Origin of the sequence: Sulfitobacter sp. TBRI5 (assembly GCF_051013555.1) — a bacterium.
Classification (GTDB): Bacteria; Pseudomonadota; Alphaproteobacteria; order Rhodobacterales; family Rhodobacteraceae; genus JL08.
Genome location: NZ_CP112884.1, coordinates 3,191,742 through 3,204,947 on the forward strand (window position 1 = coordinate 3,191,742; position 13,206 = coordinate 3,204,947).

A 13,206-nucleotide genomic window follows, 5' to 3' on the forward strand; every position below is an offset into this window, starting at 1 on the left:
AAGGACCTGTGTATGAGTATTTCGGAGAAAGTCATCGCCATCATCGCCGAACAGGCCGTGCTGGAGCCGTCCGATGTGACGCCCGACAGCACGCTGGAAGAGTTGGGGATCGATTCACTGGGACTGGTCGAAAGTATCTTTGCTCTGGAAGAAGCGTTCGACATCAACGTTCCGTTCAACGCCAACGAACCCAAAGCCAGCGATTTTGACATTTCGACAGTGGCGGCGATTATCCGCGGTGTCGAAAAACTGGTGGCAGAGCAATCGTGACCAAGCCAGGCTTGAAAGCGGCGACATGAAACGTGTCGTGATCACCGGTGCAGGCACAATCAATGCGCTTGGTCACTCTGTGCCGGAAACCTTGGCTGCCATGCGCGACGGCCAGTGCGGGATTGGCCCGCTAAAGATGCGTGATGTCGACCGTCTTTCGATCCAGATCGGCGGGCAGGTGCGCGGCTTTGAAACCGAAGGGCTGTTCAACCGGCAACAGATGTCGCTTTATGACCGGTTCACGCAATTCACCCTATGCGCCGCGAAAGAGGCGGTGGCGCAATCGGGGCTGGTGTTCACCGGTGAGTTGGCCGCCAAATCGGGTGTGGTTCTGGGCACCGCAGGCGGCGGTGTCAGCACGTGGGACGACAATTACCGAAGCGTTTACGAAGATGGTAAGAACCGCGTGCATCCGTTTGTTGTGCCCAAACTGATGAACAATGCCGCCGCTAGCCACGTGTCGATGGAATATAACCTCAAGGGGCCGTCCTTTACGGTTTCCACGGCCTGCGCGTCGTCCAACCACGCGATGGCGCAGGCCTTTCAGATGGTGCGATATGGCATGTCACCGGTTATGGTCACGGGCGGATCTGAATCGATGTTGTGCTTTGGCGGGGTCAAGGCATGGGAAGGGCTGCGCGTCATGTCGAAAGATGCCTGCCGCCCGTTTTCAGCCAATCGAAATGGCATGGTGCAGGGCGAAGGCGCCGGGGTTTTCGTGTTCGAGGAATATGAACATGCCAAGGCGCGCGGCGCAGAGATTCTGTGCGAGGTTGCCGGTTTTGCCATGTCATCGGACGCTGCCGATATCGTGATGCCATCCAAACAGGGTGCGGCGCGCGCCATATCGGGCGCTTTGCAGGATGCAGGGATCAACCGCGACGAGGTGGGGTATATCAATGCCCACGGCACCGGCACGGCGGCCAATGACAAAACCGAATGTGCGGCTGTGGCGGATGTGTTCGGGCCTTATGCCGACAATCTGATGATCAGTTCGACGAAATCGATGCACGGTCATCTGATCGGCGGCACCGGCGCGGTGGAACTGCTGGCCTGCATCATGGCGCTACGCGACGGGATCGTGGCCCCGACCATCGGCTATGAAGAGCCGGACCCAGAATGCGCGCTGGATGTGGTGCCCAACACCGCGCGCGAAGCCAAAGTGGATGTGGCACTGTCAAATGCGTTTGCGTTCGGCGGTATGAATGCGGTTCTGGCCTTGCGCCGGGTCTGAACGCAAAACCGCCGCCCCAAGCGCTTTGGGACGGCGGCAAAAGCAAAAACTTACCTGTATCCGTTCAAGGATTGATGACCGATACCTCGTCATAGCTGGCGGTGAAACCTTGCAGCGACAGGGTCACAATGACGGGCTGATCGGGCGCAAGGGCCGGAATGATCGTCAATTTGGCCTCGCTTCCACGTTTGAACGCATCGATATCTTCCTGCGTCAGGCCGATGCGGGAATAGCAGCCAACAGCGTTGCAGAACGCATAAGGATAGCGTTTGCCCTTGACCCCATCGACAGAAATTGTCAGCTGCTGGGCCAGAGCGGTTTCCAGAGGCACGATGACAGTTGCTCCGGCCAGCGCCTGACCGCCTTCGGGCAGGCGGAACATCGAAAATTCTGCAACCGGCGATCCCTGACCGTCATCCAGCAACTGATACATCTGGCATGGGTCTGTTTCGTCTTCGGTCTTGATGCAGCGCATTTCCCACGCGCCGATTGTCTTGGCTGTATAAGGCTGGCCCAATGTCGGGGTGCCATCGACATTTTCGCCCATCGAAAGCGCATTTTCCACGTTGTCTTGCGCGGTTCCTTCGGCGTTTTCGGCAGGGGCTGTTTCGGCTTCGGCCGCAGGTTCCGCTGTCGTGGTGTCCTGGGCGAACGCGGGTGCGCTCAGCGCCAGAATGAAAGCGACCGGAAGGGTTTTTAGATATGTGTGCATCTGCTCAACATCCTTGTCTTGACTGATTTGATGCGGCTTAGCATGGCCCCGACCGGTTGTCAGTGCCTTATCAAAGGCGGCAGGGGGGTCAGGGGCGATTTGTCGCCAACATTTTTGTGAAGCGGCGGTGGCATTGACTGCTGCGGACAGACCCTTTGGCTTTGTGTACTTGCGCGCCCGATATGGTAAGAGGTGCCGGCAATCAGGCAAGACAAGGACTTGAGCAATGCGGCGCTGGATTTCCGAAGCGATCACCAAGATTGAGGCCGATTTTCAACGATCGGCAGACACACATCTGTTCAAACTGCCGATCCCGGGCCTGCGCGACATCGATATCTATCTGAAGGACGAAAGCACGCATCCAACCGGCAGCCTTAAACACCGTCTGGCGCGGTCCTTGTTTCTGTATGCGCTTTGCAATGGCAAGCTGACGCAACACACACCGGTGATCGAGGCATCATCCGGCAGCACCGCCGTATCCGAAGCCTATTTTGCACAGATTCTGGGGCTGCCGTTCTTTGCCGTCATGCCGCGCAGCACAGCCCAAAGCAAGATCGACAAGATCACATTCTATGGCGGGAAATGCCATTTCGTCGACTCTGCGCCGCAAATGCACGCGGCTGCCGTGGCACTGGCATCGGAAACCGGCGGCTATTTCTTTGACCAGTTCACCTTTGCCGAACGCGCGACGGACTGGCGGGGCAACAACAATATTGCAGACAGCATCTTTGCCCAGATGCAACATGAACCCCATCCGATCCCGCACACCGTTGTGATGAGCGCGGGAACAGGCGGAACATCGGCAACGCTGGGGCGCTATATCCGCTACAAAAGGTTTGAAACGCAATTGCTGGTCGTTGATCCTGAAAATTCGGTTTTTTACGAAAGCTTTGTTAAAAATGACCCCGATCTGACACAGAACTGGTCAAGCCGGATCGAAGGGATCGGGCGGCCGAAGGTTGAAAAATCGTTTCAGCGTGATGTGATCGACGACATGATGAAAGTGCCGGACGCGGCCAGCGTGGCGACAATGCTATGGCTGGACAAACTGATTGGCCGCAAACCGGGCGCATCGACGGGAACGAACCTGTGGGGCGCATTGTCGGTTGCAAAATCGATGATGGAAAAGGGCCAGACAGGGTCCATCGTGTCATTGATGTGCGACAGCGGAGATCGCTATCTGGATACCTATTACAATCCGGATTGGGTGCAGAAAACATTCGGTGACATCGGGGATTACAGCGATGCGCTGAACTTATGGCTGACCGAAAGCGCCTGATCCAATGCCCGCGACCGCCCCGATGACAGTCTGGCGGGCCGCGCTTTTATCCAAGAGTTGCAGACAAGAAAAGAGGGCTGAAACCAGCCCTCTTTTCAATTAGTGCTCCCCGTCGGACTGGCCGACTTATTATTGAGCGTACGTTATGAAAGCCTTTGGCATCGGTCAACAGTAAACCCGAGCTTTTCCCCCGAACTGACCGGATTCCGGACGGAAATCGATGAAAAAAGGCCGTACCCGAAGGCACGGCCAGTCCAACAGGGAGGAATTTGCCCCCGAACACCGGGAGGACACCGGGCCGGAAGCAAAAATGACTATGGCCCTCAAAGGTTAAGTTTGTATGGTCGGGGCGCGATGACAGGATACCAAGGGGGTTTTGACGGGTGGATACAGGCATTTTTATCGGTGGCGGCGGGCCGGATTACGGCGAACGACAGAACCTTAATCTGGGATATGCCAACCGGCACGGCATGATCGCGGGGGCCACGGGCACCGGCAAAACGATCACACTGCAAATTCTGGCCGAAGGGTTTTCGGCTGCCGGCGTTCCGGTGTTCCTGTCGGATGTCAAAGGCGATCTATCCGGCCTTGCCAGACCCGGATCGGCCACCGGCAAACTGCACACGCCCTTTAGCGAACGCGCCGCCAAGATCGGGTTTGACGATTTTGCCTACACTGGCTTTCCCGTCACATTCTGGGACTTGCTGGGTGAGCAGGGGCATCCGGTGCGCACCACCGTCGCGGAAATGGGCCCGCTGCTGCTGGCACGCCTGCTGGACCTGACCGAAGCGCAGGAAGGTATTCTGAACATCGCCTTCCGCCTGTCTGACGAACAGGGGTTGCCGCTGCTGGACCTGAAGGATTTGCAGGCCTTGCTGGTGTGGGTTGGCGAGCAGAAAAACGACCTTTCGCTGCGCTATGGCAATATCTCGGTGGCCTCGGTCGGGGCCATCCAGCGCCAGTTGCTGGTTCTGGAAAACCAGGGCGGCGCGCAACTGTTCGGGGAACCGGCGCTGGATCTGGCCGATATGATGCGCACCGACGCAGACGGACGTGGCATGATCAACATTCTGGCGGCGGACAAACTGATGGCGTCGCCGGGGCTTTATGCCACGTTCCTGTTATGGCTGATGTCGGAACTGTTCGAGGAACTGCCCGAAGTCGGCGATCCGGACAAACCCAAGCTGGTGTTTTTCTTCGACGAGGCACATCTCTTGTTTGACGGCGCGCCCAAGGCGCTGGTCGACAAGGTGGAACAGGTTGCGCGGCTGATCCGGTCCAAAGGCGTTGGTCTGTATTTCATCTCGCAAAACCCGGCTGATGTGCCCGAGGATATTCTGGGCCAGTTGGGCAACCGTGTGCAGCATGCCTTGCGCGCCTTTACCGCCAAGGATCGCAAGAACCTTGCGCTGGCGGCGCAAACCTATCGCGACAATCCGGCGTTTTCCACCGAAGAGGCCATTCGCGAGGTTGGTGTCGGCGAGGCGGTGACATCAATGCTGATGAAAAAGGGGGTACCCGGCATCGTGCAGCGCACCCTGATCCGCCCGCCTTCGTCGCAGGTCGGACCGCTGGAGAGCGCCGAGCGGCAGGCGATGATTGCCGCGTCCGATCTGGACGCAAAATACCGGACCGTAGAGGACCGCGAGTCCGCCTATGAAATGCTGGCCAAGCGCGCCGAAGCGGCCGCCGCAGAAGCGGAGCAGGCCGAAGCCGAGGCCGAGCAGCAAGAGCCGAAACTGCGCGAATTCAATACCGCGCGCCGCTATGAGGGAAAACGCGTGCCCCGGTCCACGTCACGGCGCACACAAGGCGATGACAGCCTGACCAGCGCGATGACCCAGGCGGTGATCAAGGAGTTGAAGGGCACAACGGGCCGGCGCATCGTGCGCGGCATTCTGGGTGGTCTCTTCAAGGGGCGATAGGGCGGGCTTCGAGTATTTGGGGACAAATGAAGCGGCAGTTGCGCGCCATTTTTCCCCGCCGTTTGCCCTATTTTTCCGGGATCAGGCCGCGCGGGCTGAACCGCAGGACCAGCAACAGGATGACACCCATGGTCAGCAGGCGCATATGGGCGGCACTTTCCATCAGGTGGGCCTTGATCGGGCTGGTATCGCTAAGGCCGGACGTGACGGTTTCGATGAACCAGATGCCCATCGGTTCAACCTGAACCCACAGGAACCAGATCAGGAAGCCGCCCAGCACAGCCCCGAAATTGTTGCCCGAGCCACCAACGATGACCATCACCCAGATCAGAAAGGTAAAGCGCAGGGGCTGATAGGTGCCCGGTGTCAGTTGGCCATCAAGTGTGGTCATCATTGCTCCGGCGATGCCGCAGATGGCGCTGCCCAGAATGAAGATCTGCAGATGGCGGGCGGTGACGTCCTTGCCCATGGCTTCGGCGGCGACCTCGTTGTCGCGGATGGCGCGCATCATGCGGCCCCAGGGCGAATGCAGTGCCCGCTGGGCCATCCACAACAGAATGATCAGAACCAGCGCGAAGAGGCCCGCATAGGCCAGTTTGACATAAAGTGTCGAGGCGGTGACAGGATCAAGGCCCATGCCCGCGGCCCGTTCAACAAAGCCCGCGTTGTTCTGCAGATCGATTTCGAAGGGCACGGGGCGGGGCAGGCCCACCACGTTTTTGACGCCGCGCGACAGCCAGTCTTCGTTTTTCAGGACTGCCAGAATGATCTCGGCAATGCCGAGGGTTGCGATGGCCAGATAATCCGAGCGCAAGCCCAGTGCCGTCTTTCCGATCACCCAGGCGACACCGGCTGCCAGTACCCCGCCGACGGGCCAGGCCAGAATGACTGGCAGGCCAAGACCACCCAGATAGCCGGTGGCGGCGGGGGTCACGGCCTCGACCGCTTCTACAGAAGGATCAAGCAGAGCGCGGTAGATGAAAAACCCGATGATGATGATTGCCAGCACGGCAAGGGTGCGGTTGCGCCCGGGGGCCATGCGGTTCATTGCAATGGCGGCGGCGACAACGGTACCGGCCCCCATTGCAAGGGCGACCAGAATGCCGAGCCCGCCCGCAGCCCAGGCATCGGTGGTGGGCGGCATCGCCACCAGCACCGCCGCCAGACCGCCCAGCGCGACAAAGCCCATGATCCCGATGTTGAAGAGGCCGGCAAAGCCCCATTGCAGGTTCACGCCCAGCGCCATGATGGCCGAAATCAGACCCATGTTCAGGATCAGCAGCGCCGCATTCCAGCTTTGGGTGAAGCCGGTGATGGCGATCAGACCCGCGACAATGACAAACAGGCCGGTGTTTTTGACGGTCTCGTTCATAGCGCTTTTCCTTTGAACAGGCCGGTGGGGCGGAACAGCAGCACGATCAGCAAGATCACGAAGGACACCGCAAATTTGTAATCGGTCGACAGAAGCTGCACGAGGCCGCTGGGTTCAAGGCCTTCGGGCATCATGTAGCCCAGCACCTTTTTCCACGCATAGGTGATGGTGATTTCGGAAAACGCGATCACGAAACCGCCGGCGATGGCCCCTATCGGATTGCCCAGACCGCCGACAATGGCGCTGGCAAAGATCGGCAGCAGCAACTGGAAATAGGTGAAGGGCTTGAACGATTTATCCAGCCCGTACAGCACACCCGCAACCGTGGCCAGCGCGGCGACGATCAGCCATGTGTACATCACCACCCGTTCGGGGTTGATGCCCGACAACAGGGCAAGATCTTCGTTGTCGGAATAGGCGCGCATCGACTTGCCGGTGCGGGTGCGGTTGAGGAACCAGAACAGCAGCGCCACCACGATCACAGCCGTGATGACGGTGATGCCTTGCGAGGTGCGGATGGCCAGACCCTCTTCCAGACCGGACCATTCCTTGAATGTCCGTGCCGAAACAATGAAACGTTCGCCATCGGCAAAGCGCTGATCATCCGGCCCGATGACAAAGCGCACGATGCCGTTCATGATGAACATCACACCCATCGACACGATCACAAGGATCACGGGTTTTGCCTTTTGATCGCGATAAAACCGGTAGACGGCGCGATCGGTGATCAGCAGCAGCGCCATACAGCCCAGAATGCCAAAGGGCAGGGCAAGAAGGGCGGTTGGCAACGGCCCCAGGCTGATCCCCATCGACTGGAACCACCAGGTGAACAGGATGGTGATCATCGCGCCGAACGCCATCGTGTCGCCATGCGCAAAATTGGAAAACCGCAGGATCGAATAGATCAGCGTGACGCCCAGCGCGCCCAGTGCAAGCTGGCTGCCATAGGCAATTGCGGGGACGAGGACGAAATTCGAGAGAGCGATGAACGCGTTGAGAAAATCCATGGCTCAGCCCCCCAGAAACGATTTGCGGACTTCGGGATCAGCCAGAAGTTCCTTGCCGGTACCGGAATAGCCGTTGCGCCCCTGCACCAGAACATAGCCGCGATCAGCGATTTCAAGTGCTTGCCGCGCGTTCTGTTCGACCATCAGGATCGGAATGCCGGTGCGGGCCACATCAATGATACGGTCAAACAATTCGTCCATCACGATGGGCGACACGCCCGCTGTCGGTTCATCCAGCATCAGCACCTTGGGTTTGGTCATCAGCGCGCGGCCCACCGCGACCTGCTGGCGTTGCCCGCCCGACAATTCGCCCGCGGCCTGATTGCGTTTGTCCTTCAGGATCGGGAACAGATCGTAAATCTGGTGCAGGGTTTCGCGGAAATCGTCCTTGCGGATGAACGCGCCCATTTCCAGATTTTCCTCGACCGTGAGAGAGGTGAAGATGTTCGAGGTTTGCGGCACAAAGCCCATGCCCTTGATCACCCGGTCCTGCGGGGAAAGGGCGGTGATGTCTTCGCCGTCCAGCCGGACATGACCGCTGCGTACATTCAGCATGCCGAACACGGCCTTCATCGCGGTGGACTTGCCCGCACCGTTGGGGCCGACGATCACCGCGATTTCACCGGGATTCACCGCTATAGTGCAATCATGCAGGATATCGGGGCCCTTGCCGTAACCGCCTGTCATGTTTTCACCGATCAGGAACGGGCCGCCGGGGGCAGGCGTGGCCTTGCCCTTTTTGCGCGTGTTTTCGGCTGTGCCCTGACCTTTCGGGTTGGTGATCGAGGCATCCTTGTTGCCGCGATCTTCCTGATAGGGGTTCCCGCTCATGCGCCCACCTTGTCCTTGTTTTTCAGGCCCGTGCCCAGATAGGCCTCGATCACCTGTTCATTGGCCTTGATCTGGTCCAGTGTGCCTTCGGCCAGCACCTTGCCTTCGGCCATGCAGATCACCGGATCACACAGACGGCCGATGAAATCCATGTCATGTTCGATCACCACAAAAGTATAACCGCGTTCCTTGTTCAGGCGCAGAATGGCATCGCCGATGGTGTTCAACAGGGTGCGGTTCACGCCTGCTCCGACTTCGTCCAGAAACACGATGCGGGCATCCACCATCATGGTGCGGCCCAGTTCCAGCAGCTTTTTCTGCCCGCCCGACAGGTTGCCGGCGCGTTCGTCTTTCAGATGGTCGATGGTCAGGAATTCCAGCACTTCGTCGGCCTTGGCCAGCAGGGTGCTTTCCTCCTGCGCGATCCGCGCCGCGCCGAACCATGTGTTCCACAGCGTTTCACCCGATTGCCCGCCCGGCACCATCATCAGGTTCTCGCGCACGGTCATTGAACTGAATTCATGGGCGATCTGGAAGGTGCGCAGCAATCCCTTGTGAAACAGATCATGCGGTGGCAGGCCGGTGATATCTTCGCCAGCCATGAACACGCGCCCAGACGTCGGTTTAAGAACGCCCGCGATCACATTGAAAAGGGTTGTTTTCCCTGCACCGTTCGGCCCGATCAATCCGGTAATCGATCCCTCAGCAATGGACAGCGTTGCGCCATCCACCGCGTGAAAGCCGCCAAAGTGCTTGTGCACGTCTTCTACGACAATCATGTCACCCCCACGCCGCTTTCATGCGGCTGTCTTCTATTGAAACAGCCCGGAAGACGATGCTCCGGGCTGTCTGTTTTTGCAATCTCTGACAGATTAACGGAACGCGACGGTTTCGTTTTTGCCATCCTTGACTTCGATTTCGCGATAGGAACCGGCGCTTTCGCCCGGGCCAATCAGCTCAACCGCCGAGGCGCCGACATAATCGACTTCGCCGCCTTCGCGCAGGATATCCAGCGCCTTGCCCAGTTCACCGGGATAGATTTTTTCACCCGGTGCGTTGGCGACGTCCAGAATTTTGGCGCCGTAAACCGCAGGGTCTGTCGAATCTGCGGCTTGCATGGCCAGCATGAACAACGCGGCTGCGTCATAGGATTCCGGCGTGTAGGGTGATGTGGCGTCGAATGCGTCACCGGCCATCGCCGTCAGCTTTTCGATACCGTCGCCGCCCGATCCGGCAATCTGGCCGAACGATCCGTTCAGGGCAGGGCCGACATTGTTGGGCAGCGATTCACCGATCATGCCGCCGGGCAAACCAAATGTATCATAGGCACCGGAATCAAGCGCTGCGTTGATGATGCCCAGACCACCCTGATCCAGATATCCAGCAACCACCAGAATGTCGCCACCGGCCGAGGCCAGCGCGCCGACTTCGGCAGAATAGTCCGCCTTGCCGTCTTCGTGTGCGGCGGAAATGGTCACTTCACCACCGACCGCTTCGAACGAGGTGACGATCGCATCGGCCAGACCCTTGCCATAGTCGTTGTTGGTATAGGTCAGCGCGATGGATTTGATACCACGGTCGGTCAGCACGTCGGCCATCACCTGACCTTCACGCGCATCCGACGGGGCGGTGCGAAAGAACAGATCGTTGTCTTCAACTGTGGACAGACCCGGCGATGTGGCGGACGGTGAAATCATCACCATGCCATTCGGAATCGCAACGTTTTGCAGGATCGCGCCGGTGACACCGGAACAATCGCCGCCGATCAGACCGTGGATACCATCGGCGATCAGACGTTCGGCGTTCGATGTGGACAGGCCGTTATCGATACAGCCGGTATCTGCGCGCATCGGCGTAACAACAGCCGAATCCAGCAGCTTGCCGCTGTCTGTCACTTCCTTCATGGCCATTTCAGCGCCAGCGGCCATCGGGCCGGTCAGCGATTCAATCGGGCCGGTAAAGCCGATCAGAATGCCCAGTTTCACTTCTTTGCCGTGGCCGCCCGCAAAGGCGGTGCCAGCCATCAATGCAGTAGCCGCAGAGGCCATAAGCAGTTTTTTCATATGATTTCTCCCATGTTGGAACTTTACGTTCATCGGGCAAGTTATGCGCAGCCTTTGAAAAAGAAAAGTACAAAGCGTGGCCGACGATATGATTGTTGCTGACGCCGACGTGATTGGGCGTCAGGTTGAATTAGGTTATTGTTCGCAACATCTGAAAACCCGGAGGCTTTGGAATGCGTTTCGTTCTGACTTGTGCGATCCTGCTGTTTGGCACCGCGTTTGCATCAGCGCAAACGTTTGAAACCAGTGCCGGTGCGGTCAGGGTGACGCCGATGCTGACCGGATTGGACGAACCGTGGGCAATTGCGCATCTGCCGCAACAGGGCAGCACTGCATTTCTGGTGACAGAGCGCGACGGCGCGCTTTTGTATGTAGACAACGGAACTGCCACAAAGGTGTCGGGGGTGCCGGATGTGGCTGCATCGGGACAAGGCGGATTGCTGGATGTCATGATACCGCGTGATTTCGCGCAGACCCGCGCGGTGTTCCTCAGCTATTCGAAAAGTCTGAAAGGCGGGGCCGGCACGGCGCTGGCGGTTGGTACGTTAAGCGCGGATGGAACCGCCCTGAGCGATGTGCGCGATCTGTTTGTGATGTCAGAAGGATCAGGCGGCGGGCGCCATTTCGGCAGCCGGATCACGGAAGCCTTGGATGGCACCCTGTTTCTGACCATCGGAGACCGGGGCGACCGCCCGAGCGCGCAGGACCTTTCGGTGCACAATGGCAGCGTGATCCGGATCAATCGCGACGGGTCGGTGCCGGCGGACAATCCGTTTGTCGGACAGGCGGATGTCAGACCCGAGATCTATTCCTTTGGCCACCGCAATCCGCAAGGGGCCGCACTGGATCTGGGCGGAACATTGTGGGTCGCCGAACATGGTGCGCAAGGTGGGGATGAGGTGAACAGGATCCGGAAGGGCGCCAATTTCGGCTGGCCTGTCATTTCCTATGGCCGGCATTATTCAGGTGCCAAGATCGGCGAGGGCACGGCCCGCGAGGGGATGGAACAACCGGCCTTTTACTGGGATCCGTCCATGGCGCCTTCGGGCATGGCGATCTATTCCGGTGCCTTGTGGCCGCAATGGCGTGGCGACATGCTGATCGGCAGCCTGAAATTCGATTACATCGCGCGACTGGACGGGGAAAATGTGCAAGAGGTCGAACAGATCAGTGGCCCCGAGACCGAACGTGTGCGCGATGTGGTGGAAGCTCCGGACGGATCGATCTGGTTTATTTCGGTCGGGCAGGGGGCGGTGTACCGGATGACGCCGCAATAGGGCGCAAACCGAAGCCGCGTGGCTGATCCGACCGCAGGAGTCCCGTATTTCTGGCAATAAGAACGGAAGTTGCGCGTCAGATCGACAGGCGCGCGGCGTGGCTGCCACGTTCGCGGTAAGGCGTTGTATCATAGTGGGCGCGGTAGCATTTCGAAAAATGCGAGGGCGAGGCAAAGCCGCATGCCAGTGCCACGTTGATCACGCTCATATCGGTCTGCATCAGCAGGTTGCGCGCCTTTTGCAGGCGCAGTTCCATATAATATCGTTTGGGTGATCGGTTCAGATAGCGCCGGAACAGCCGCTCAAGCTGCCGCGTCGACATGCCGACCTCTTTCGCCAGGATAGAGGGGCTGATCGGTTCTTCGATATTGGACTCCATCATCTGGATGACCTGGCTGAGTTTGGGGTGGCGCACGCCGATGCGTGTGGGCACGGACAGGCGCTGGGTGTCCTGATCGGTGCGGATCGAGGAATAGATCATCTGGTCTGCGGCCGCATTGGCCAGTTCTTCGCCATGATCATCCGCGATCAGTTTCAGCATCAGATCGATCGACGATGTGCCGCCAGCCGTTGTCAGGCGGTTGCCATCGACCACAAAGACCGATTTCGTCAGGTTCACGTCTTCGAATTCTTCGGAAAAACTGTCCTGGTTTTCCCAGTGGATCGTGGCGCGTTTTCCGTCCAGCAGACCGGCGCGGGCCAGCGAATAGGCCGCCGTACAGACGCCGCCGATAACGATGCCCTTGCGGGCTTCGCGCCGCACCCAGTTCAGCAGCTTTTTTGTGGTGGCATGCTGAACATCCACGCCGCCGCACAGAATAACCGTATCTTCGCGGGCCATGTCCGCCAGATCGTCATCGACCTTGAATTCGGTTCCGGCCGAACACCGCACGGTGTTGCCGCCTTCGGCGACCAGTTTCCATTCATAAAGCGTACGCCCGGCCATGCGATTTGCGATCCGCAGGCTGTCTACGGCACAGCTGAACGACAAGAGCGAAAAATTCTCGAGCAGGACGAATACAAAGCGCCGCGGTTTGATCTGGGTCGGCTCTTTTGAAGAAACCTGACGAGGGTCTTTCATTCCGCAGGTCCTTTGTCACGGTCTGAATTGGCGGTTTACGACACATATTGCCGCTGCCGAAGACCTTGCCCAGAGTGCAAAGCCGACGTCAAGAGGCCGCATTTGTGATATGGTCAGTTGGCTTGGGGTTTTGTATAGAAACCCTTCAACACACG

Annotated in this window: 12 protein-coding genes; 5 read left to right on the plus strand and 7 right to left on the minus strand. The window is 58.7% G+C overall.

Translation table 11 applies throughout. From position 1 onward, the window contains the following. The first annotated feature begins 12 nt into the window (after nucleotides 1–12). Together OLX72_RS16030 and OLX72_RS16035 are read left to right on the plus strand one after the other, a co-directional pair. Nucleotides 13–270 carry an acyl carrier protein gene (locus OLX72_RS16030; RefSeq protein ID WP_114870181.1) on the plus strand — a complete coding sequence of 86 codons (258 nt, stop codon included), beginning with the start codon at nucleotides 13–15 and terminating at the stop codon, nucleotides 268–270. A gap of 25 nt (nucleotides 271–295) precedes the next feature. Beyond that, entirely contained in the window at nucleotides 296–1,504 is a 1,209-nt protein-coding gene (locus OLX72_RS16035) for a beta-ketoacyl-[acyl-carrier-protein] synthase family protein (protein WP_114870180.1), read from the plus strand. 64 nt (nucleotides 1,505–1,568) lie between these two features. Here the strand turns inward: OLX72_RS16035 and OLX72_RS16040 are convergent, their stop codons facing one another. Continuing rightward, the gene (locus tag OLX72_RS16040) at nucleotides 1,569–2,216 is read right to left on the minus strand and encodes an invasion associated locus B family protein (RefSeq protein WP_433989086.1); all 648 of its coding nucleotides are present in this window, start codon (nucleotides 2,214–2,216) and stop codon (nucleotides 1,569–1,571) included. 226 nt (nucleotides 2,217–2,442) lie between these two features. On the opposite strand from OLX72_RS16040, the gene OLX72_RS16045 reads away from it, so the two are divergent. Together OLX72_RS16045 and OLX72_RS16050 are read left to right on the plus strand one after the other, a co-directional pair. Continuing rightward, complete coding sequence (locus tag OLX72_RS16045; protein WP_433989087.1) at nucleotides 2,443–3,495, plus strand: PLP-dependent cysteine synthase family protein; 1,053 nt, start codon at nucleotides 2,443–2,445, stop codon at nucleotides 3,493–3,495. A gap of 383 nt (nucleotides 3,496–3,878) precedes the next feature. Then, on the plus strand, nucleotides 3,879–5,420 hold the full coding sequence (locus OLX72_RS16050) for a helicase HerA-like domain-containing protein (protein WP_114870177.1): 1,542 nt from the start codon (nucleotides 3,879–3,881) through the stop codon (nucleotides 5,418–5,420). Nucleotides 5,421–5,487: 67 nt separating this feature from the next. On the opposite strand, the gene OLX72_RS16055 is transcribed toward OLX72_RS16050, so the two are convergent. From OLX72_RS16055 to OLX72_RS16075, 5 genes are all read right to left on the minus strand, one after another. After that, entirely contained in the window at nucleotides 5,488–6,792 is a 1,305-nt protein-coding gene (locus OLX72_RS16055; RefSeq protein ID WP_114870176.1) for a branched-chain amino acid ABC transporter permease, read from the minus strand. Continuing rightward, nucleotides 6,789–7,799: a branched-chain amino acid ABC transporter permease gene (locus tag OLX72_RS16060; protein WP_114870175.1), complete on the minus strand. Its 1,011-nt coding sequence runs from the start codon at nucleotides 7,797–7,799 to the stop codon at nucleotides 6,789–6,791. The genes OLX72_RS16055 and OLX72_RS16060 overlap by 4 nt, the downstream gene beginning before the upstream one ends. Nucleotides 7,800–7,802: 3 nt before the next feature. Further along, nucleotides 7,803–8,630: an ABC transporter ATP-binding protein gene (locus tag OLX72_RS16065; protein ID WP_114870174.1), complete on the minus strand. Its 828-nt coding sequence runs from the start codon at nucleotides 8,628–8,630 to the stop codon at nucleotides 7,803–7,805. Then, complete coding sequence (locus OLX72_RS16070) at nucleotides 8,627–9,409, minus strand: ABC transporter ATP-binding protein (protein WP_114870173.1); 783 nt, start codon at nucleotides 9,407–9,409, stop codon at nucleotides 8,627–8,629. The genes OLX72_RS16065 and OLX72_RS16070 overlap by 4 nt, the downstream gene beginning before the upstream one ends. 93 nt (nucleotides 9,410–9,502) lie before the next feature. Then, nucleotides 9,503–10,693 carry an ABC transporter substrate-binding protein gene (locus tag OLX72_RS16075; protein WP_114870172.1) on the minus strand — a complete coding sequence of 397 codons (1,191 nt, stop codon included), beginning with the start codon at nucleotides 10,691–10,693 and terminating at the stop codon, nucleotides 9,503–9,505. Between the two features lie 173 nt (nucleotides 10,694–10,866). Here OLX72_RS16075 and OLX72_RS16080 point away from each other — a divergent pair, with 173 nt between their 5' ends. Then, a complete protein-coding gene (locus OLX72_RS16080) occupies nucleotides 10,867–11,970 on the plus strand; it encodes a PQQ-dependent sugar dehydrogenase (protein ID WP_433989088.1) in 1,104 nt (367 codons plus the stop codon). A gap of 76 nt (nucleotides 11,971–12,046) precedes the next feature. Here the strand turns inward: OLX72_RS16080 and OLX72_RS16085 are convergent, their stop codons facing one another. Further along, nucleotides 12,047–13,051, minus strand: a complete 1,005-nt coding sequence (locus OLX72_RS16085) for a GlxA family transcriptional regulator (RefSeq protein ID WP_114870170.1) — start codon at nucleotides 13,049–13,051, stop codon at nucleotides 12,047–12,049. Nucleotides 13,052–13,206: the final 155 nt, after the last annotated feature.

What these genes read in the sequence shown, in the direction of transcription:
- OLX72_RS16030 (WP_114870181.1), top strand. Translation starts at nt 13, where the DNA reads ATGAGTATTTCGGAGAAAGTCATCGCCATCATCGCCGAACAGGCCGTG.
- OLX72_RS16035 (WP_114870180.1), top strand. Translation starts at nt 296, where the DNA reads ATGAAACGTGTCGTGATCACCGGTGCAGGCACAATCAATGCGCTTGGT.
- OLX72_RS16040 (WP_433989086.1), bottom strand. Translation starts at nt 2,216, where the DNA reads ATGCACACATATCTAAAAACCCTTCCGGTCGCTTTCATTCTGGCGCTG.
- OLX72_RS16045 (WP_433989087.1), top strand. Translation starts at nt 2,443, where the DNA reads ATGCGGCGCTGGATTTCCGAAGCGATCACCAAGATTGAGGCCGATTTT.
- OLX72_RS16055 (WP_114870176.1), bottom strand. Translation starts at nt 6,792, where the DNA reads ATGAACGAGACCGTCAAAAACACCGGCCTGTTTGTCATTGTCGCGGGT.
- OLX72_RS16060 (WP_114870175.1), bottom strand. Translation starts at nt 7,799, where the DNA reads ATGGATTTTCTCAACGCGTTCATCGCTCTCTCGAATTTCGTCCTCGTC.
- OLX72_RS16065 (WP_114870174.1), bottom strand. Translation starts at nt 8,630, where the DNA reads ATGAGCGGGAACCCCTATCAGGAAGATCGCGGCAACAAGGATGCCTCG.
- OLX72_RS16070 (WP_114870173.1), bottom strand. Translation starts at nt 9,409, where the DNA reads ATGATTGTCGTAGAAGACGTGCACAAGCACTTTGGCGGCTTTCACGCG.
- OLX72_RS16075 (WP_114870172.1), bottom strand. Translation starts at nt 10,693, where the DNA reads ATGAAAAAACTGCTTATGGCCTCTGCGGCTACTGCATTGATGGCTGGC.
- OLX72_RS16080 (WP_433989088.1), top strand. Translation starts at nt 10,867, where the DNA reads ATGCGTTTCGTTCTGACTTGTGCGATCCTGCTGTTTGGCACCGCGTTT.
- OLX72_RS16085 (WP_114870170.1), bottom strand. Translation starts at nt 13,051, where the DNA reads ATGAAAGACCCTCGTCAGGTTTCTTCAAAAGAGCCGACCCAGATCAAA.